The organism is Dyadobacter sp. HNCC25DJ185 (assembly GCF_056895195.1).
Genome location: NZ_JBXHAR010000008.1, coordinates 37,435 through 57,864 on the forward strand (window position 1 = coordinate 37,435; position 20,430 = coordinate 57,864).

24 protein-coding genes are annotated in these 20,430 nt (G+C 45.6%); 13 read left to right on the forward strand and 11 right to left on the reverse strand.

The window, feature by feature from the left end; genetic code table 11:
• Positions 1–14: 14 nt before the first annotated feature.
• The 7 genes from AC1XUF_RS22430 to AC1XUF_RS22460 form a co-directional block, all read right to left on the reverse strand.
• Positions 15–674: a WbqC family protein gene (locus AC1XUF_RS22430; protein WP_483344081.1), complete on the reverse strand. Its 660-nt coding sequence runs from the start codon at positions 672–674 to the stop codon at positions 15–17.
• A 103-nt stretch (positions 675–777) separates the two neighbouring features.
• Positions 778–1,404, reverse strand: a complete 627-nt coding sequence (locus AC1XUF_RS22435; RefSeq protein ID WP_483344082.1) for an L-threonylcarbamoyladenylate synthase — start codon at positions 1,402–1,404, stop codon at positions 778–780.
• A gap of 30 nt (positions 1,405–1,434) precedes the next feature.
• Positions 1,435–2,427 carry a glycosyltransferase family 2 protein gene (locus AC1XUF_RS22440; RefSeq protein ID WP_483344083.1) on the reverse strand — a complete coding sequence of 331 codons (993 nt, stop codon included), beginning with the start codon at positions 2,425–2,427 and terminating at the stop codon, positions 1,435–1,437.
• Between the two features lie 128 nt (positions 2,428–2,555).
• Positions 2,556–3,473, reverse strand: coding sequence for a YihY/virulence factor BrkB family protein (locus AC1XUF_RS22445; protein ID WP_483344084.1), 918 nt, complete (start codon positions 3,471–3,473; stop codon positions 2,556–2,558).
• Positions 3,474–3,486: 13 nt separating this feature from the next.
• Positions 3,487–3,906 (reverse strand): acyl-CoA thioesterase, encoded by a 420-nt coding sequence (locus AC1XUF_RS22450; protein ID WP_483344085.1) that lies wholly within the window; start codon positions 3,904–3,906, stop codon positions 3,487–3,489.
• Between the two features lie 2 nt (positions 3,907–3,908).
• Complete coding sequence (mltG, locus tag AC1XUF_RS22455) at positions 3,909–4,946, reverse strand: endolytic transglycosylase MltG (protein ID WP_483344086.1); 1,038 nt, start codon at positions 4,944–4,946, stop codon at positions 3,909–3,911.
• A gap of 39 nt (positions 4,947–4,985) precedes the next feature.
• Entirely contained in the window at positions 4,986–6,071 is a 1,086-nt protein-coding gene (locus AC1XUF_RS22460; RefSeq protein WP_483344397.1) for an Ldh family oxidoreductase, read from the reverse strand.
• 168 nt (positions 6,072–6,239) lie between these two features.
• Between AC1XUF_RS22460 and AC1XUF_RS22465 the strand changes: the two genes are divergently transcribed.
• The 6 genes from AC1XUF_RS22465 to AC1XUF_RS22490 all read left to right on the forward strand — a co-directional run bounded on the left by AC1XUF_RS22465 (position 6,240) and on the right by AC1XUF_RS22490 (position 12,810).
• On the forward strand, positions 6,240–6,863 hold the full coding sequence (locus AC1XUF_RS22465; RefSeq protein WP_483344087.1) for a DUF502 domain-containing protein: 624 nt from the start codon (positions 6,240–6,242) through the stop codon (positions 6,861–6,863).
• Between the two features lie 88 nt (positions 6,864–6,951).
• On the forward strand, positions 6,952–7,566 hold the full coding sequence (locus tag AC1XUF_RS22470; RefSeq protein WP_483344088.1) for a hypothetical protein: 615 nt from the start codon (positions 6,952–6,954) through the stop codon (positions 7,564–7,566).
• 22 nt (positions 7,567–7,588) lie between these two features.
• On the forward strand, positions 7,589–8,824 hold the full coding sequence (locus tag AC1XUF_RS22475) for a 3-phosphoshikimate 1-carboxyvinyltransferase (RefSeq protein ID WP_483344089.1): 1,236 nt from the start codon (positions 7,589–7,591) through the stop codon (positions 8,822–8,824).
• A 30-nt stretch (positions 8,825–8,854) separates the two neighbouring features.
• Positions 8,855–10,447, forward strand: a complete 1,593-nt coding sequence (locus tag AC1XUF_RS22480; protein WP_483344090.1) for an FMN-binding glutamate synthase family protein — start codon at positions 8,855–8,857, stop codon at positions 10,445–10,447.
• An 18-nt stretch (positions 10,448–10,465) separates the two neighbouring features.
• Positions 10,466–11,149 carry a hypothetical protein gene (locus AC1XUF_RS22485; protein WP_483344091.1) on the forward strand — a complete coding sequence of 228 codons (684 nt, stop codon included), beginning with the start codon at positions 10,466–10,468 and terminating at the stop codon, positions 11,147–11,149.
• On the forward strand, positions 11,146–12,810 hold the full coding sequence (locus AC1XUF_RS22490) for a S8 family peptidase (protein WP_483344092.1): 1,665 nt from the start codon (positions 11,146–11,148) through the stop codon (positions 12,808–12,810). Before AC1XUF_RS22485 ends, AC1XUF_RS22490 begins: the two co-directional genes overlap by 4 nt.
• Here AC1XUF_RS22490 and AC1XUF_RS22495 read toward each other — a convergent pair.
• Entirely contained in the window at positions 12,797–13,336 is a 540-nt protein-coding gene (locus tag AC1XUF_RS22495; protein WP_483344093.1) for an NUDIX hydrolase, read from the reverse strand. The genes AC1XUF_RS22490 and AC1XUF_RS22495 overlap by 14 nt on opposite strands.
• A gap of 74 nt (positions 13,337–13,410) precedes the next feature.
• Between AC1XUF_RS22495 and AC1XUF_RS22500 the strand changes: the two genes are divergently transcribed.
• Complete coding sequence (locus AC1XUF_RS22500; RefSeq protein ID WP_483344094.1) at positions 13,411–14,319, forward strand: DUF2911 domain-containing protein; 909 nt, start codon at positions 13,411–13,413, stop codon at positions 14,317–14,319.
• A 10-nt stretch (positions 14,320–14,329) separates the two neighbouring features.
• On the opposite strand, the gene AC1XUF_RS22505 is transcribed toward AC1XUF_RS22500, so the two are convergent.
• From AC1XUF_RS22505 to AC1XUF_RS22515, 3 genes are read right to left on the reverse strand one after another with little or no spacing between them, the layout of a single operon-like run.
• Positions 14,330–14,938 carry a trimeric intracellular cation channel family protein gene (locus tag AC1XUF_RS22505; protein WP_483344095.1) on the reverse strand — a complete coding sequence of 203 codons (609 nt, stop codon included), beginning with the start codon at positions 14,936–14,938 and terminating at the stop codon, positions 14,330–14,332.
• Positions 14,939–14,950: 12 nt separating this feature from the next.
• Positions 14,951–15,772 (reverse strand): thymidylate synthase, encoded by an 822-nt coding sequence (locus tag AC1XUF_RS22510; protein WP_483344096.1) that lies wholly within the window; start codon positions 15,770–15,772, stop codon positions 14,951–14,953.
• Positions 15,773–15,803: 31 nt separating this feature from the next.
• Positions 15,804–16,232, reverse strand: coding sequence for an OsmC family protein (locus AC1XUF_RS22515; RefSeq protein ID WP_483344097.1), 429 nt, complete (start codon positions 16,230–16,232; stop codon positions 15,804–15,806).
• 131 nt (positions 16,233–16,363) lie between these two features.
• Here AC1XUF_RS22515 and AC1XUF_RS22520 point away from each other — a divergent pair, with 131 nt between their 5' ends.
• The 6 genes from AC1XUF_RS22520 to AC1XUF_RS22545 all read left to right on the forward strand — a co-directional run bounded on the left by AC1XUF_RS22520 (position 16,364) and on the right by AC1XUF_RS22545 (position 20,414).
• Positions 16,364–16,795, forward strand: a complete 432-nt coding sequence (locus AC1XUF_RS22520) for a hypothetical protein (RefSeq protein WP_483344098.1) — start codon at positions 16,364–16,366, stop codon at positions 16,793–16,795.
• A 23-nt stretch (positions 16,796–16,818) separates the two neighbouring features.
• Entirely contained in the window at positions 16,819–17,061 is a 243-nt protein-coding gene (locus AC1XUF_RS22525) for a 4a-hydroxytetrahydrobiopterin dehydratase (protein WP_483344099.1), read from the forward strand.
• Positions 17,062–17,101: 40 nt separating this feature from the next.
• The gene (gene rsmI, locus AC1XUF_RS22530; RefSeq protein WP_483344100.1) at positions 17,102–17,815 is read left to right on the forward strand and encodes a 16S rRNA (cytidine(1402)-2'-O)-methyltransferase; all 714 of its coding nucleotides are present in this window, start codon (positions 17,102–17,104) and stop codon (positions 17,813–17,815) included.
• The gene (locus AC1XUF_RS22535; RefSeq protein WP_483344101.1) at positions 17,793–19,019 is read left to right on the forward strand and encodes a lipoprotein N-acyltransferase Lnb domain-containing protein; all 1,227 of its coding nucleotides are present in this window, start codon (positions 17,793–17,795) and stop codon (positions 19,017–19,019) included. Before rsmI ends, AC1XUF_RS22535 begins: the two co-directional genes overlap by 23 nt.
• A gap of 1 nt (position 19,020) precedes the next feature.
• A complete protein-coding gene (locus AC1XUF_RS22540) occupies positions 19,021–19,815 on the forward strand; it encodes an inositol monophosphatase family protein (protein ID WP_483344102.1) in 795 nt (264 codons plus the stop codon).
• Positions 19,816–19,880: 65 nt separating this feature from the next.
• On the forward strand, positions 19,881–20,414 hold the full coding sequence (locus AC1XUF_RS22545) for a YfiT family bacillithiol transferase (protein ID WP_483344103.1): 534 nt from the start codon (positions 19,881–19,883) through the stop codon (positions 20,412–20,414).
• The last annotated feature ends 16 nt before the right edge of the window (positions 20,415–20,430 follow it).

Below are 20,430 nucleotides of genomic sequence, written 5' to 3' on the forward strand. Positions count from 1 at the left end.
TGTTCAAAATAGCTTCATTGAGACTTACAGGATCTTAACAAAACACTTTTTGCTTCCGGCCCCATGTTAAACAGTAAATCAACAACACTTAGGTTCTTTACAAAATCATTCCCAAAGGTTTGATAATAAGGTGTCGGCTGGTAGTATTTGGAAGAATCCAAGGCTTTTCTGTTGTTAATGACCGATATATCGTCAATTAACACCTTATTTCTCATTTCAACACCTGACAAATTGTACGTAATCTCCTTTCTTATGCCTAACAATCTAAGACAAAATGTCAATAATTCATAGTTCAAATCAACCAGATAGGCTAGTTTTTTTTGATAGATACCAATCAAATCGGGTGCGTAAAATTCGTAAAACGGGGATCTTCCGTAAGCCGATTTAAGGCAACCCAGATGACGTCTTATCCAATCCTGGTTGTAATCAATTAAAATGTCTTTTGTGGGGCTTGCAGCATCGTATCCTTTTACAGGAACGGTCAGAACGTCTATCTTATTAGTGGTGAGCACCTCGCACCGGTTTCGATAAGTCTGCTTCACATACCTTTCCTCAATGTCAATGTAGATCCGGTCGTACTGAAGTATGCAAGTAAAATACTCTAAACATGGCAAATACTGTAGCTCTATCCGTACTTCCCTAAACTGATCATCTGAACTCAAAAATTCCGGCACTATCAAATATGGTAAAGCCTTGTGATATTATCAAAAAATTCATAGTAATTATTTTCTCCGGTCTGCAATGTTCAATACCAACTTAAATCATTACAATTTTGGCTCATAAAAAAATGCCGACATCTCCAAGTCCTTCACGGACCACCTCAAATGAATCATTGTCGGCTTTTACGATTGTTGAGGGGATATTACCGCCATAACCTCCGTCAACTACCATATCGACCTGATGTTGAAATTTTTCATAAATCAGCTCAGGATCAGTGGAATACTCAATAATCTCATCGTCATCTTTGATCGAAGTCGTAACGATCGGATTTCCTAATTCTTTTACGATCAACCGGGGGATCAGATTGTCGGGGACACGTATACCGACCGTCTTTTTATTGGTATTAAGTAGCTTGGGGACATTGCTCGTGGCTTCGAGGATGAATGTATATGGCCCCGGCAAAACCTTTTTCATAATCTTAAATGCGGCGTTGCCCACTCGTGCAAAGTCCGCAATGTGGCTCAGGTCGTAGCAAATAAATGAGAAATCATTTTTCTGGGGTTTTACACCCTTGATCCTCGCAATCCGTTCGACCGCCCGCGTATTGTAAATATCGCAACCTAGCCCATAAACAGTGTCTGTGGGATAAATGACCAATCCTCCGTTCCTTAGACAATCGACCACTTGGCGAATCCGTCTTTCATCGGGATTCTGAGGATAAATTTTGATGAATTCAGCAGGCATATGAGATGTAAACTTTTGAGGCTAACAACTTCAAAAGCCAAATCCTTCCTGAGTAAGCGCTTTTTTTAAGTTTTTGATGTAAAACCGGTAAGCAAAATTGATAGGCAAATGTAGCCTGCACAGTAAAACAATGAACTCTGTTTGCCAGCCGGGATTCTCGATATAATTCAGTAAGCGTCGAAAATGAACTGCTAATTCAAACTCCTGGGCATACAAACATTTTCGGATAAATGTACGTATCCGAGCCGCCAAAAGATCAAACTCCTGCTGATCGCGGTTCAGATCATAAGCTTTATTGCAAACTGCATAATAAGATGCCAGCATACCGCTGCCTTTTCGGTACACCAGGGAAGACAGAGAGCTCGGAACAACCCGTTTGAGGGTTAGTATCTCATCTAAATAAAAATATTGAAAACGCACCGCTGACCTGATCCAAAAGTCAAAATCCTCAAACAGAAGCGCTTCATCGTAGCCTTCAAGCTCGTTGAGCATGTCTTTCCGCATCATCATTGTGGGCGTGCAGATGAAATATTTCTCCAGGACATTTTTGTAAACATCGCCAGAGGGTACCCTCTCAACAGCCCTTCCGTTTTCATCGACCCGGTAATGGTTATTGAGTTTCCTGCCGCGATGGTCGATATAACTTGCATTTGAAAAAACCACGGCATACTGATTCGGAAGGGACTCGAAAGCATCGACCTGCTTTTCAATCCGATCAGCAATCATCACATCATCGCCCGATAAGTCGATCACATATTTTCCCTGCGCAATTTCTAATCCCTGATTAAAGGCCCTGCATAATCCAACGTTAAACGTGTTAATAATAACTTGAAACGCAGGGGATTTGAGCTTAAAACTTTCGACGATCGAGAGCGTCATATCGGTACTTGCGTTATCAATTACAATCAGCTGAATGTAGGGATATGTTTGATAGAATACGGAAGTAAGCGCTTCTTCGATAAATTTTTCCTGATTATAGGTAGTCAGGATCACCGTTACCAATGGTTTTTCCAGTCCTTTCATTTAAAACCCTACCATGCTTTTCTGCCCGTATACAGCGCTCATTGATGAAAATTTGTACTCTTAGTTTCGCAAAATTAGCAACTATGAAAGCACAGCGGAAAGAATGTTATTATTCGGCAAATCGGGACCTAGCGGGGGATTTTGCTTTTGGATGCAGCGGCAATGCTCGCATTGATTTCAAAACCCAAAATGATCACAAATGCCAGCAGATAAAGCCAGATCATCAAGGCAATCATCGTACCGATGGACCCATAAAGTTTATTATAGGAACTGAAACGGGAGAGGTAGAATGAAAACCCGTAGGTAGCTGCCAAGATCAGTACAGAGGCTATAATAGAGCCGGCATTCACAAAATTATTTTGTCGGCCATGCGACGGTGCAAAGCGGTACACAATGGAAATGGCTAGCATCAATGAACAGAAACTAACCATATATCGGGTGATATTTAACAACGTCAGAAGCCAATTGTCTTTCAAGAAGTGCCACTCCCCCAGCAGATTCATCACCGCGTCACCGACGATCAACAGGATAACCGACAGAAAAAGAACTGCGATCAACAACAACGTAAGGAGAATGGCAATACCTCTGATCTTAAGAAAGCCACGCGTTTCCTTATCCTGATAAACCATATCAAACGAACGCATCAGTGACATCATTCCATTAGTGGATGCGATCATCGCAAAAATAAAACCGAAGGAAAGTACCCCCTTCCGCGGCCTGCTGATGATGTCCATAATCGTCTGGTCAGCATCTTCATAAATTCCCCTGGGAATATTGTCCCTAAGCATTTCCATGATCTGCTGATCAAGATGCTCAATAGGAATGTATGGAATGAGGGTGAACAAAAATATGATGGCTGGAAACAAGGCAAGTGTGAGACTGTAAGCCACGGCAGAGGCCCGCTGGTCGATGTCATATTTTCGGTTGCCATGAACCAGATTGATCAGAATATCATACAGGGAAACTGTACTTCTTAACAGCATTGTGTGCTGCAACCAGATGGTGACTCGCTTGACATGGCGGTTTCGCAACAGTTTCTCAAGCATAACTTCTGATTGGTTACTCCTTGATTTCAAAATATAGCCTAAGCTTGTTCAAAAGGTTTTCAGGCGCCATGCAAAGCTTCCCATTGTCCCGCCGCTGAAACACCAAGGTGGTGTCGCCGGTGTTCAATAAAATATTTTGCTGGTTCCTGATCTCGTACAAAAACAAAATGCGGATGCCCGGCAATTCTTTAATTGTCACTCTGATATTAAGTTCGTCGTCGTAGCGGGCAGGTTTAAGATAGCGAAAATGACTTTCATAAACGGGCATCATTACTCCTTCGTCTTCCATTGCCTTATAATGAAAATCCAGGCTCCTCAGCGCCTCGACACGACCTATTTCGTAATATCTGGCGTAATTTCCATAGTACACGTAACCCATCTGATCTGTATCGGCATAACGTACCCTGATACCTTTAACTTCGTAAGTAAACATGCTTATTTCATGATTTTAAGCCTGTTCAATTCCGCCTGGTATAGCCGTGCATTATTGAGATGGTCGTTATAGTTGGTAGCAAAGGCATGGTATCCAGAAAGGTCCGCTTTGGCACACATGTAAATGTAGTCGTGCTTGTCGTAATTCAGTACCGCATCAAGTGAATTGAAATCCGCTACTCTGATTGGTCCCGGCGGAAGGCCGGTGTTGACATAGGTATTATATGGAGACTTAATCAATAACTGACCGTTCAGAATGCGTTTGATAGAGAAATCCTGCAATGCAAATTTGATCGTGGGATCCGCCTGTAACGGCATTTGAGCCCTCAGCCGATTGATGTAAAGACCTGCCACCCGTGGCCGCTCATCCACTTTCCGCGCCTGCTCTTCCTCTACGATCGACGCGAGAATAGAAACTTGTACCGGCGTAAGACCAATTTCCTTTGCTTTTGCAAGTTTTTCAGCGGTCCAATACTTTTTATACTCACTATGCATCCTGTCCAAAAATTTCTCGGTACCGGTTGTCCAATAAATATCATAAGTATTGGGCAGAAACATGGAGACGATGGTCAATGTATCCATGCCGTATTTGTTGCAAACTGCCGGATCATTCAATGCCTTTCTGAAATTGTCCTCGCCAAATTCAAACCTGCTTCCGATCCGCTTGATCAAGTCTTCTTTAAGCCGGATGTTATTAAAAGTAAGTTTAACGGCATCCTGATTCCCGGAAACGAGCTTCTTGATCGCAGCATAGTTGTTGGTATTGGGTTTGATCACATACCTTCCCGGCTTTACTTTCTCTGTGTATTTAAGGAATTTGGCCAAAAACTGAAAAGAAATATGGTCATTAATGACGTCATATCTATTGAGCGAGTCCAGCACTGTTTGATAGGTAGCACCCTCGGGGATCAACAGAACAAAGCTCGATTGCTTATCGGCCTGAAGGTTCGGCGTTTTAAAAATCTGCCAGAAGTAGAATGAGAAAGTGGTTACCAGGATTGCAACTGTAACAAACAATCCTACTTTAAAATTACGCGACATAGTTTTTGGCTTTTAGCTGTTAGCGATGGCTTAGCTATTTCAATCATTATATATGCTTTCAAACGGGATATTAAAGCGCACGGCCAACTCCGATAAGGATAAAACGACCGGTTCCAGCAAAGAAATTCCGTTTATACTTCTCTCCGCCTCCATTTCTCGCTCCGGGTCACCAGGGATGATCACCTTTTGTCCCTCAACTGCCCGGGCTCCACGAAATGCCCTGATCCATTTGTCCATATCTTTTTTGAAATCTTCGGCCGGCCGGAAACCGTCCACACGCATGGCACCCAGAAAATGCCCGGTCCCCAATCCAACCCCTTCCTGCGCCGACATAAATCCCGCCGTTGCAAAAGGTGGCACCCAGGGACCAAAGTTAGCACCGGATAAGACACCTGAAAAAATATCCACAATAGCACCAAGGCCATATCCCTTGTGACTTCCGTGTTCGCGGTCGGAACCCAGAGGGAGTAATCCGCCGCCGCTTTTTACGGCATTGGAATCGGTCGTGGCATTTCCTTCCGCATCCTGGGCCCAACCCAATGGGGCGGGTAAACCTTTTCGTTGCAAAATTTCAAATTTACCGTAAGCAACAGCCGTGGAAGCAAAATCTGCAACAAATGCGGGTTCTTCCTGAGCGGGAACAGCAACTGCTATCGGATTGGTACCCAATAATTTATCCAATGAGAACGTCGGTGTAACCAGCGGGGCGGCGTTGGTCATGGTCCAGCCGATCATGTCCTTTTCCAAAGCTAGCATAGCATGATAGCCCGCAATGCCGAAATGATTGGAATTCCGTACGGATACCCAGCCCGAACCCACTTTCTCCGCTTTCTCCATGGCTACCTCCATTGCTTTTGGTGCTACTACCAATCCAAGCCCGCGGTCGCCATCCACTACGGCTGTACTCGGGGTTTCGTAAACTACCTTCACTTCGGGTTTTGGATTGAGCCTCCCATGATCATATAATCGGACATAACCTGCCAGGCGGGCAATTCCATGCGAATCCACACCACGCAGATCAGCGCTGACCAATACTTGTGAAGCCAGTTGGGCCTCTTCGGGAGAACATCCTATCGCGAGAAAAACCTCTTCGGTAAAATGTTTCAAATAACTGGCCTGATACATATACGTCAAATGAATGAACTTCTTTTTAATTTTACCGGAAAGGTATGAAAAAGCATTTTTTCCATACCAGGGTTGCAAATATCCTAATTCAATCGGCATCGTCCAATATTTCTCCTCTTTATAAAGCCATCGTCCTGGCGTGCGGCCCGATGCTCAACAGTTTATGCAATGGAAATTAAAAACTTTCTCCTCAAACGGTTAATCAGCTATTTCATTCGAGGACTGGTGCTCGTTGCCCCACTCTATGCAACCGGTCTGATTATCTGGACCGGTGTTGAATACCTGGATGGTCTGCTTCATATTAAAGTGCCGATTTCAGGGCAGCAAACTGTATACCTTCCGGGCCTTGGCATGCTGATCATTATACTGAGCATTATCCTGCTCGGCTTTTTTTTCTCTACTGTCGTTCCCCAATCGTTTTTTAAGCTCACCGAAAGTATCATGCGGCGCATACCGCTGGTAAGCCTGATTTACTATTCGATTAAAGACCTTATTCTAGCGTTCGTCGGGGATAAAAAGAAATTTAACCAGCCTGTGATAGTGACAATGTACAAAGAGACGAATATCAAAAAGATTGGGTTTATCACTCAAACAGACCTGAGTCATTTGAAGATTTATGACCATGTAGCCGTTTATATGCCGCTTTCTTACTCTCTTTCGGGAGAACTTTTTATTGTACCTTCGGAACTTGTTGTACCATTGGAAGCCACTTCCACGGATGTCATGAAAATGCTGATTTCCGGAGGTGTTTCGGTGAAGGTCCCCAAGGAAGAAACAGAAGAAGCAGATTAATTTATCGGCTCTAAAATGAGCAACATTGCAACACTTTCACCCGTTTCAAAGAATGATTCCCTATATTTGAAACATTCTTTTTTATATTATGAGACAACTAATTCCAATTGTCATTTTGCTTCTTTTAGGGAATCTTTCAGCCTGGTCACAGGATCATTATGATGCTAAGAAAGCGCTTTCAAGTGAAGAACTTTTCCTGAAACAAGGCAATACAAACAGGATAATCGCCACGCCAGGGCAAAAATACCTGGTGCTTGATGCCTCGCCGGCCATCGGAGGCTTTCACAGGTACCGCTTTTTTCCAGGGGACAACATCAAATTCAGGATGCAGAATGAAACGATCCGTTTTGACGAAACCATTGCCAGCGTTACAGACTCATCATTCAGTATTGGGATCGTTAATGAAGCGGTGGGTCGTATGGACTACCAGGAAATTCTGCTGAAAGATGTTCGCTTGATGAAGGTTTCGAGACGGATACCTTTCATTTCGCAGCTGGCCCCCATTCTTCCGCTAGCAGGGCTCATCTACATCGGCGCGGATTTTTTCAACAAAGGCGTAGACAATAAGAGATTTACAACGGATACTTCCTCACTGATCGTTGGCGGGTCGTTGATGGCCGCTGGTTTCGTTTGCTACAAGCTGACTTTCGCGTCCCTTAAAATCAACCACCGCAATAAACTGAAGGTGCTGGAAACTTACTGAGTTATCATTTGAATTTTTTGAAGTGAAATCCATTCTTGTTAATCCCCCCAAACAACCGATACGCGCAGAAATACAATTAGCTGCTTCTAAAAGTGAATGCAATAGGGCTTTGATTATCAATGCCCTTACTGGCTTCCAATGTGAACTTTCCAACATTTCCGAAGCCCGCGACTCCCAAACGATGCTACGCCTGCTTAATTCAGCAGATCAGGTGGCCGATGTGATTGACGCGGGTACGACCATGCGCTTTCTGACGGCATACTTCGCCGTCACCAATCAGAACAAAACCATGACCGGCACTGCCAGGATGTGCGAACGCCCAATCGGGATACTTGTGGATGCATTGCGGTTTCTCGGGGCAGACATCACATACGAAAAAGAAGAGGGATATCCACCACTGAAACTAAACGGATTCTCCTATTCAGGTAATCACGAAATTACCATGCGAGGGGACATTAGCAGTCAATATATTTCGGCTTTGCTGATGATCGCTCCAGAGTTGCCAAGCGGACTCACGATTCAGTTGGAAGGTGATGTAGGATCTCGTCCATACATTGAAATGACGCTCAATCAAATGGCGCATTTCGGGATTGATTACAAGGCGGACTGGCAAACTCAAAAGCTGACCATTCCCCCCATGAAATACCAGCCACAACCCTATGCGATCGAGTCTGATTGGTCGGGGGCCAGTTACTGGTACAGCATCGTTGCATTGGCGGAAGACGCTGAAGTGGAATTGCTGGGCCTGAAAAAAGACTCTTTGCAAGGCGACAGTGCCATTGTGCAGATCATGAAGCACCTGGGTGTCGATAGTGTTTTTACAGACCGTGGCGTACTTCTGACCAAAATACCTCCCGCCGCATCCATTGGCTGGGACTTTACCGATTGCCCTGATCTTGCACAAACCGTTGCAGTTTGCTGCGCGGTAAAAGGTATCCGCCTTTCCCTAACCGGAATAGAAAGCTTGAAAATTAAAGAAACTGACCGGATTTTTGCTCTACAACAAGAGCTTAGAAAGTTGGGCGCTGAACTCAAAGAAATAGAAAAGGATCATTTATACGAAGTTCACCCCATCAAAGACCCTGGTCCAATCAAATCCCCTTCTATCCACACTTACGATGACCACCGCATGGCTATGGCCTTTGCGCCTGCAGGAATGGTTTTTCCGGTGGTGATTGAAGAACCCGGGGTGGTCGTCAAATCTTACCCAGGTTATTGGAAGGACCTGGCGAAGGTCACTGACTGGGAAGAAATTTAAAACATTGCCGCTTATTTATATTCTGGACTCATGAGCTCCACTATTGCTTTTTTGTCATCGGTTCCGATATGGGCTTATCTGATTTTAATATTGATAATCATTGCATTGCGTGATATCATACAACGTAAGCACACCATCCAGCACAACTTTCCCCTGGTTGGGCATTTTCGCTACTGGCTCGAAACGATAGGTCCGGAACTACGGCAATACATTGTCGCCAATAACCGTGAGGAACTACCCTTCAACCGCAGGCAGCGATCGTGGATCTATGCTTCTGCCAAAAGGGAAAATAACTATCAGGGCTTCGGGACAGACCAGAATATACAGGAGCCGGGCTATGTGTTTGTAAAACCGGCCATGCTGCCATTTAAGCTGGATTCCACGCACAGCCACCATGTTAAAAATGGGAACGATCCCAATCATTATACCATTCCTTCGGTCAAAGTAATCGGTGCCTATCATAAAAGGAAACGACCGTACCGACCCAGGTCAGTTGTAAATGTGAGTGCGATGAGCTTCGGTTCGCTGTCTGCGCGTGCGATCGAATCGCTCAACAAGGGTTCTTTTCAGTTTGGAAACTATCACAACACCGGTGAGGGAGGGTTATCACCGTACCATAGATATGGCGCCGATGTGGTTTTCAATATGGGTACCTCCTACTTTGGTGTCCGCGATGCCGAAGGAAATTTTGTGATGGAAAAGCTTGTGAAGATGACCGAAAACAATCCCTTTGTCAGGATGATCGAGCTCAAACTGTCACAAGGTGCAAAACCAGGAAAAGGCGGCGTACTGCCTGCAAGCAAAATCACTGCTGAAATTGCCGAAATAAGACAAGTCCCAATGGGTGTGGATGTCGTATCGCCTCCCTACCACAGCGCATTTTCAGACATACGGGGAATGATCGATTTCATTGAGCAAATGGCCGAAAAGACGGGTTTGCCGATTGGCATCAAATCGGCAGTTGGGAAAACAGATATGTGGGAAGAATTGGCAGATCTGATGATTGAAACCGGAAAAGGCCCGGATTTTATTACCATCGACGGCGGAGAAGGAGGTACAGGCGCAGCACCACCCTCATTTGCCGACCATGTTTCACTACCGCTGGTTTTCGCTTTCAGTACGGTTTATAAAATCTTCCAGGAAAGGGGTCTCACAGATAAGATCACGTTTATTGCTTCCGGCAAGCTCGGCCTTCCGGCACAGGCAGTGATGGCTTTTTCCATGGGGGCCGACGTGATCAATGTTGCCAGGGAAGCCATGATGTCTATTGGCTGCATCCAGGCGCAGATTTGCCATACCAACCGTTGTCCGACCGGAATTACAACCAATAACAAATGGCTGGAAGCCGGAATAGATCCGGCGCTCAAAAGCCAGCGTTTCAACAATTACATGACTACCCTTGCAAAAGAGATCATCGAGATCACGCACGCAGCAGGTTACGAACATCCTTGCCAATTTGGTATGAACGACGTAGATATTTCAATGGGTGATCATAACAGCATTATTTCACTCGCCAACAATTACGGATATCTTAAAACTATAGTCCCTTATCCCGGAATTAAAGCATTATTGGATTGTCCGCATCTCGGCGGCCGCGACATTCCAGATGAAAAAGTCGCCTGAGGCCCATCACACTAACATATGCACACAAAAAACTTTATTCCATGCATTCTCCTGTCCATCGTCGTTTCCTGTTCTGCTGCTGAAAATCCTGAAAAAAAGGCGGAACAATCCTATTTCCCACTGGAATCCGGAACCTATACAGATTTTGTGATAGAACGGACCTATTACACAATGGACAAAACGGATCAGGAAGGGCTGATCCAAATTAGAAAACTGATCAAGGCCCCGTTTCAAAAATCGGATGGTCAGGTTGTATTTCCTTTTGAATATTCTTCCAAAAAAAACAGGGTTTTCTGGCAGATTGATTCCTTGACAGCCGGGTGGCAAACTAATGATCGGTTTTTTGAACAAGAAAACGGGCGTCCCATTGTCAAATTCAGCCTGCCGGTTTACGAGGGTTCATTCTGGAATACCAATGCATTTAATGCGGGCGGAGAACGAAAATGCCGGGTCACTGATTTTGATAAACCCTATCAAGCCGGGCCGTTTACTTTTCCAAAGACGACGACGATGATCATTCAAGACGACTCAACACTTTTGTCCAGAAAGAAGTATATTGAAATATATGCACGGAACGTTGGTCTGATAAGGCGTGAGCGGATTAGTTTGCAGTATTGTTATTCAGCCGATTGCGTTGGAAGAGGAATCATTTCCTCGGGTTCGAAAGAAATCACTACCATTCAAAATTTTGGAAAGCAATGATCAAAAATTTACTGTTCACCATTCTGACAATATGCGTAGCGGGTTACAACTCGTATGGACAAAGTAATCCAAGATATCTGGTCTTATTCAAAGACAAAGCCAACTCTCCTTATTCCATTGAAAAGCCCTCTGAATACCTTTCAGAACGGGCTATCGCACGAAGAGCCCGCCAGAATATTCCGATCTTAATCAGAGATTTTCCGGTCAACCCAGCGTATGTCGCTGCTATAAAACAAACCGGCGCGACAGTGATCTATTCCTCCCGCTGGTTCAATGGTTCTTTGGTCGAAGCTTCGGCAGAACAACTGGCTTCAATCAAAAAACTGGCTTTTTATAAAGGAATTGAGCTGGATCTTCCAGTCGCCAACCTTACTTCCCAGTCAGCCGGCATTGAACGCATTTCAGGTACAACGGAGAAATTCGAAACGACCGAGGATCTCAATTATGGCAATATGAATGCCCAACTGGTGCTCATGGGTGTGCCAGAACTCCATAAAAAAGGCTATCATGGCGAAAATATGTTGATTGCCGTTTTGGATAACGGATTCAACCAGGGTGACGTAGTCGGTTTTCTCAAAAACCTCAGAGACGAAAAGCGGATCGTTGACATCCATGACTTCGTGGCGCGTGACGGAAACGTTTATAATGATGGTTCGCACGGGCTAAATGTATTATCAACAATGGCTGCCGAGCTGCCTGGTACCATGATCGGTGCCGCATTTAAAGCCTCGTATGCGCTTTATCATACAGAAAACGACGGTGGAGAATCACCCTATGAAGAAATCACCTGGCTTCTGGCAGCGGAGAGGGCCGATAGCGTGGGCGCAGACGTGATCAATTCGTCATTGGGCTACACCACCTTCGACGGCGAATTCGACAATGCTGCTTATAACCATACCTATGAAGATATGGACGGCAATACAACGATTATCAGCCGTGCCGCCCGTTTTGCAACACGTGTGGGTATCATTGTTACCAATTCAGCCGGAAATGATGGAAATAAGGCCTGGCACTATATATCGGCCCCCGCGGACGTAGATTCGGTATTAACGGTAGGTGCAAGCAACTACGACAGAAGTTATGCCTCACTAAGTTCGGTAGGGCCCAACGCTGCAGGCCAGGCTAAACCGGATGTTGCGGCAGTGGGTGTCGGCGCAGTCGTCGGAACGGTTTCCGGTACAGCTTCAAGCGGCAGCGGCACCTCGTTTTCCTCGCCGCTGATCGCAGGCCTGGCCACTATTCTCTGGCAAGCGCATCCTAACCTTACTGCTCAGCAAATTATTTATGTCCTAAAAAAATCCGGGCATAATGCGGCTACTCCCGATAACCTTTTAGGTTATGGTGTGCCAAGCGCTGTCAAAGCAGAGGAAATCATTGAGAATGAGTTTTATCCGCTAGGTACGGAAAATCAACTGCTGAAATCGGTCATATTATCCCCGAATCCGGCGACGTCGGAAATCGTACTCGACATTCCACAGACCCTGATTGGGAAAAATGCAGATCTGAACATCTATGGCGTTAACGGTATGTCAAGGTATAGTTCGCAAGCCCGTCTGACCGCCCGTCAAACGCTCCCCACCCATGATCTCCAATCCGGATTATATCTCATCCATATCCGGGTAGAAAATCAGCAACGTACTTTGAAATTCATAAAACGCTAGTCTTGCGAACCATCCGCATGATCGACTCCGAATCGTGATAGTTTTGGACTTCCGAAATCGGCACCCATCTTACGTCGCGGGATTCGCTGTTGATCACAACAGGCTGGTGACCATCCATTTGAAAAGCAAACCTGATGTCATAGTGATAGTGGGCAGGTACATCCTTATTGGCTGGGATCAGGTGAACGTCAAGATCATAAATTCCCTCTTTTAGCAAGCTCAGGTGCTGGATGCCCGTTTCCTCCCAAACTTCTCTCCGGGCTACTTCCTCCACGTTAGGGTCGCCGTCGCAATGGCCGCCAGGTTGAAACCATTTGTTCAGTTTCCGGTGATGCATCAGTAATACTGCCTCCAGATCTTCCGAAACAACCCAACCGGATGCCGTCACATGGCCTTTCAGCAGGGAGCGTTCAAAACACTCTTTATTTTCACGGACAAACTCAATTGTATCGTAGTACATTTTTTCCTCCTCCCCTTTCTCAGGTCGATAGGCTTCAAGCAGCGAAAGCAAACTGTTTCGTTTCATCTAGGGTATCTGATATTTTCATTCTAATTTCACCACAAGTTTAACCACAGCCGCCATAAACCACCTTATAAAAAATGAAAAAGTGCCTATTGACCATCGTGCTTGCGACCTTGCTGCTCACCCACTCCGTTGCACAACGGACACCCGCATTGAGCCAGGGAGCGACTGTTATGCAGACTATTGGTGTTACTGATTTCACAATAAAATATTCAAGGCCCTTGATCCGAGGACGTAAAGTATTTGCCGACAGCTCCGCACTGGCGCCTTACAACCAGCTTTGGCGTACAGGGGCCAATTCGCCGACGACCCTCGAAGCAAGCACAGAGTTTTCTTTCGGGGGAAGAACAGTACCTGCGGGAAAATACGCATTGCTTTCCATTCCTTCCGGAGCAGCCTGGACAGTAATCCTGAATAAAAAATATGACCAGGGCACCGATGCATATAACGAATCCGACGACTTGGCAAAAGCTTTGGTCGTCCCTACTTCATCAGAATACAATGAAGCATTCAAGATAGAAATTGAACCTTTGACAGACAGCACCGCTTACCTGAACCTATCCTGGTCCTCAGTAAATGTACCGGTCCAGATTTCAGTACATACAGAAATCCTGACCATGAATGCACTGAACAAAGCCATCTCCGAAAAGCCGGAGGACGTGGCGACATTGGAAAGCGGCGCAGGTTATCTGCTCAATAAGGGAAAAGATCTGCAGGTGGCACTCGCCATGGCCGACAAAGCAATTGGGTTGAAAGAAGGATATTATAATTTATGGCTAAAAGCTTCTATCCTGAGTAAGCTGGGCAAATACAATGAGGCATTGCCTGTAGCGCAAAAAGCATTAACCTTTGGCACGCCGGCAGACCAGGCCTTTACCAGTTTTTACAAAGGACAAATCGAAAAGACAATTGCAGAAATCCAGCCAAAAGTTACGCCCAAGGCAGCGGTAGCAGCAGCCGGAAAAGGCAAGAAGAAAAAGAAATAGTGGTTTGGGTTTACCGAAAAAAACGGGGGACACTCCACTCGTATTTTACCGCGAGTATCCTGATCACTATGATGACGAGGGAAGCCGAGATGAAAGCGATATTACGACCGGCACCAAGTCTATCCAGCAATAAATAACTGCATGCTCCTGCAAAGCATGCAGTTGCATACACCTCCTTCCTGTAAATAATCGGGATTTCGTTTGTCATTACATCACGGATCACGCCACCCATCGTTGCCGTAAAAACGCCCATAATTACTGCGATTTCGGGCCTCACACCCAAATGCAATGCCTTTTCAGTTCCTACTATCGTGAAAAGCGCAATCCCGAAAGTATCGAACAGGAACAGCGTTTTCCTAAGCCTCAACAGGAATTTATAAAAAATAAAAGTGGCGAAAATACCTGCGACGATGGCGTAGATAATATTGATATCGCTGACCCAGACCAGCGGATAACTATCCAGGAGTATATCCCTCAGGGTTCCTCCGCCAATAGACGAAATGAAAGCCGTGAAGCTGGCGCCAAACCAATCGGGGTACTTCTGGTCTTTCACGGCGAGTGCGCCGGAAATAGCAAAAGCAAAGGTCCCGATGATTTCTAGAATATATTGGATACTCATTCCTCAGAACCCTTAAACCGCTACCGGGGCCTTAATACCGGGCCAGGGATGGTAATTTTGCAATTCAAAGTCCTCGAATTTGAAATCGAGCACATTTTTCACCTCCGGATTGATTACCATTGTCGGCAGCGCCCTCGGTTCGCGGCTCAGTTGCAGTTCTACCTGATCCAGGTGATTAAGATAAATATGGGTATCCCCACCCGTCCAGATAAATTCACCCAGATCGAGGTCACATTCCCGGGCGATCATCATGGTCAGCAATGCATAGCTGGCAATGTTGAAAGGCACACCCAGAAATACATCTGCACTGCGCTGGTAAAGCTGGCAGGAAAGCTTGCCCCTTGTTTCTCCGGCATCCACATCTGGAGGCGCAACGTAAAACTGGAACAACGCATGGCAAGGCTGCAATTTCATTTCGGTCAGTTCGGCTGGATTCCAGGCAGTAACCATGATACGACGCGAGTCCGGGGAGCTTTTCAACTGCTTCAAAACTTCCTGTAACTGGTCCACCGATCTTCCGTTTGCCCCTTCCCAGCTTCTCCACTGTTTTCCATATACGGGACCAAGATCTCCATTTTCATCCGCCCATTCGTCCCAGATGGAAACGTTATGGTCTTTCAGGTACTTGATATTGGTATCTCCCCGCAAAAACCAGAGCAATTCGTAGATAATGGATTTGGTATGCACCTTCTTGGTGGTAACCAACGGAAAACCTTCTTTCAGGTTAAAGCGCATCTGGTAACCAAAAACGCTGATGGTGCCCGTTCCGGTCCGATCTGTCTTACGAACCCCGCTACGAAGAATGTGGCGCAGTAAATCCTGATATTGTTGCATGGACTATATTGAATTCTGAAAAACTTCCCGACTAAACGCTCGCAATTTCAACACTATAAGTGATTTCTGCCAATGCTTCCATCTGGGCAGTCGCAGAACAATATTTTTCCATGGACAGGCCAATTGCCCGGTTGATTTTATTTTCGTCGAGCTGATTACCGGCAAATTTGAAAATCAAATGGATTTTCCGGAAAGGCTTGCGTTGGGTACCTTCCTCCTGTTCGCGATCACCATCAACCGAAATGCGAAAATCGGTGATATCCTGACGCTGTTTTTTCAGAATGAGCACTACATCAATTGCGCTGCAGCTCGCAAGTCCCATGAGCAATAACTCCATGGGCCTTACACCAAGGTTGGAACCGCCTATCTCAGGAGAGCCGTCGGTATGTACTTTAATTTCGGATGAGCCAGTGCCTTCAAAATGAAAAGCATCGTTGACCCGGACTAATTCAACTTTCATAAAAAGGTAAGGAAATCTACCAAAACAAAGTTCAAATATACTGCCCAAAACCGATTTGGCGTTCCATCCCGTGAATTAAAAACAAGTATAAATCCGTATATTCGTTCATCAAAATCTGAACCCATCCCCCCATGATAAAGCCATTTATCCTTCCCTCCCTTGCATTTCTGCTTTTAATCGGTTGTAAGAAAGATAGTGAAAATACCCCGCCGGCAGAGGAGGCGGCAGATCCGATCAAAGAGCTTTCCGGTACTTACAACGGGTTTAAGTTTTTTAACAAATCGACCAAAGATTCGCTTGCCGTGACGGTGAAAGTTGATTGGGTTTCCGACAAAAACCTGAACCTGGAAGAAATAACTCCTTTCAACCATTTCAAAAACCTGGAAATGAATGGCATGAATTTTACTTATGATCGTGGAACGGGTGAAGACGACTGCGGAAGAATTTCTATGAAGGGCAGCGGGAATTTTAAAGGAACGGCCTTGTACCTCATTGAAACCGTTACCTGCCTTAACGGAAAAGGAACTGACAAGTTTATCGAATACCGTATGAAAAAGATGTAACAATATGACAAACGACTGAAACGATGTGGAAAGAGGAAGAGAATAAACTAAAACGCAGCTTCACTTTTAAGGACTTCAAAGAAGCTTTTGCTTTCATGACCGAAGTTGCCAAAACAGTAGATAAAATGGATCATCACCCATTTTGGACCAATGTCTATAATAAAGTCAGTTTTGAATTAAATACCCATGATGCAGGAGATATCGTGACGGAAAAAGACAAGAAGCTGGCCGCCGCAATTGATGCTATCTTTGAAAAAAAGAAATAATTTCGGGCAGGCTTTCCCATCCATGCTTGCCCAACGTTAAATGAAACTTTATATAGTACCCACCCCCATCGGCAATCTGGAAGATATCACGCTGCGCGCAATCAATGTACTGAAAAGTGTGGACGTGGTTTTGGCCGAAGATACCCGCACGTCGGGTTCCTTGCTGAAACACCTGGGCATTTCCAAACCCATGCACAGTTACCACATTCACAACGAGCATCAGACTGTATCCAGAGTTGTGGACCGAATTTTAAAAGGTGAATCCATGGCGCTCGTATCAGATGCCGGCACTCCTGCTGTATCGGACCCAGGATTTCTGCTGGTCAGGGAATGCATCAAACGGGGCGTCGATGTAGAATGCCTCCCTGGCCCTACCGCATTTGTCCCAGCACTGGTCAACTCAGGACTTCCCAGCGACCGCTTCACTTTCGAAGGTTTTTTACCTCATAAAAAAGGACGACAAACGAGATTACAAAACCTCACACCCGAGGAAAGGACGATGATCTTTTACGAATCGCCCCACCGGCTCGTGAAAGCATTGCAGCAGTTTGCCGAATTTTTCGGGGCCGATCGGCAGGTGAGTGTTTCCAGGGAGTTAAGCAAGATTTTCGAAGAAAATGTGAGAGGTACTTTGCAAGAAGTAATTGCGTATTTCTCCGACAAAACCGTCAAAGGCGAAATTGTAATTGTCTTGGCTGGGAAAGCAGAGGAAAGAAAGAAATCAGACAAATATGAGGTCGAAGATCCTGAATAATATGAACCCGAACTATCAGCTATTTTTTAAGCGCTTTACCATTGTTCTTTTCCTTCTGTTCGGTGCCGGCCTGCCCCTGTTTGCACAGTTTGCGACATTAAGCCCGCAGGCAAAAGTGAGCCTGATTACCTTTGGGCCCGGCGAAGATTTGTATTCCGGTTTCGGGCACAGTGCGCTCTGGGTATATGATCCGGCTGCCGGGATCGACGGCGCATACAGTTATGGCACCTTTAAATTTGAAGAAGGAAATTTCTATATCAAATTCCTGCGCGGGACGCTGCCCTACACGATCTCGGTAGCGCCTATGGCACCTCACATAGCCTTTTACAGGTCGGAAAACCGTTCTATTTCCGAGCAAGTCCTGAATCTCTCTCAATCCCAGAAGCAAAAGATTTACAATTACCTGGAAACCAATTACCTGCCACAAAACCGGGAATATCAATACCTTTTTTTCTACGACAATTGCGCTACCCGCCTAGCCGACGCATTAAAGGCAGCTGCGGGTGACAGCCTGATATATACGGGATATACCAAAGAAAAACGGAGCTTCAGGCAATGGATTGACAAGTACGCTTTTAAACAAAATCCCTGGGCCGACTTTGGTATGGACCTCGCTATCGGTACCCAGGCAGACGAAATTGCTACCGCCGAACAGGCTACTTTTCTGCCTGATAATCTCGCCGCGGCCTTTGCCGAGGCAAAAGTCAAAACGGTTTCAGGCACCAGGCCGCTGGTGGTTGCCAAAAATGATATCTTCATCGCCGAACCTGTCGCATATAACGGCATATTCACTCCAACGGTTACCTTCTGGACGCTGGCCATTCTAGTCCTCGCATTGACCTATTGGCAGACCAACAAGGGCATTGTCAATTTTACAGTAGACAAGGTGCTGTTTTCAATCGTCGGCCTTGCAGGCTGGATACTGGCGCTGCTCTGGGCTGTCAGGACCGATGAAACCACGCGTTGGAATTATGACCTACTTTGGGCATTTCCGCTTTGGATGCCCCTGATTTTCTTCTTTTCGGAACACAAGAAACCTTCCTGGTTTCAGTTTTTGTTGATTTTTTATGGATTTCTCTTACTTTGCGCAACTGGCAACGTTTTAAAACACAATTATGTAGTGATACCGATTTTACTGACGCTGATCGTCAGGGTTTACTACATCAATAATTCACTCTCAAAAATTCCTCAGAAGGGTAAATAGTATGGATCTCGAATTGCTGACACGAAAAACCACGGAGATTGTAAGGCAGGCTTCTTCTTTCATTCAACAGGAAGCCGCGCTTTTTTCAAGGGACAAAATTGAATATAAGGACCTCAATAACCTGGTTTCTTACGTAGATAAAGAAGCTGAAAAGTTGCTTGTGGCAGGTTTAAGCGCACTTTTGCCAGAAGCCAGCTTTATTACCGAGGAAGGCACAACCGGTATAGAACCGGACCCGACTGCTTTGAACTGGATCATCGATCCGTTAGATGGCACTACCAATTTTATCCATGGAATCCCGGTTTACTGCGTGAGTGTGGGCCTCGCAAGAGGAAAAGAATTGCTGGTGGGCGTCATTCACGAGCCCAGCCTGAATGAAATGTTCTTTGGTTGGCAGGGAGGCGGCGCCTGGCTAAACGATAAAAAAATAAACGTATCCGGCGTCCCGCTTTTGCAGGACAGCTTGATTGCGACAGGTTTCCCTTACTATAAGTTTGAAAAACAAAAACGGTATATGTACATACTGGAATTGCTGATGCAAAAAACCCACGGAATCCGTAGAATGGGGGCTGCCGCAGTGGATCTTGCTTACGTGGCGGCAGGCAGGTTCGACGGATTTTATGAATACAATCTGAATTCTTGGGATATGGCAGCCGGTGTGTTACTGATTAAAGAGGCAGGCGGAACGGTTACTGATTTCAGTGGAGGCGATAATTATCTTTTCGGAGGGGATATCATAGCAACTGCCGGAAAAGCGCACGACGAACTGGTAGGTGTTATTAAAGAGAACTTCTAAGACCAATGTGCCCGCGACAAAAGCAATTCTTTGATTATTCTCATTCAGTCATTCCCTTATAAAAAATGGATCTCGAACAGCTTCAATATCCCATTGGCCGATTTATCTTTCAAGACAGCTATACGCCTTCCGAAATCAAGTCGAATATTCAGACTATTAGTGCGTTGCCGTCCAAATTTATCAACCTTCTTGCTGATTGGGACGAGGAAAAACTAAATACACCTTACAGGCCAGGAGGCTGGACGGTCAGACAATTGATCCATCATGTGGCCGACAGCCATATCAATGCATACACGCGTTGCCGACTCGCACTAACGGAGGATAATCCCGTAATTAAGCCTTATGAAGAACAGTTGTGGGCCGAATTACCGGACGCGAAAACGGCACAAATTGAGTTATCCCTGCAATTGCTGCGGTACGTTCATTTGCGCTGGGTCTTGCTTTTAAGCTCGATGGACCAAACCGACCTGGGTAGGACCTATACGCATCCGGCGACGGGCCGGATTACCAGGCTGGACGAAGTGATCGCTAACTACGCATGGCATAGCGAACATCATTACCAGCATGCTTTCCGCCTCGCCGCGAGGAACAATTGGTAGCATTCTCTTGTTTTCC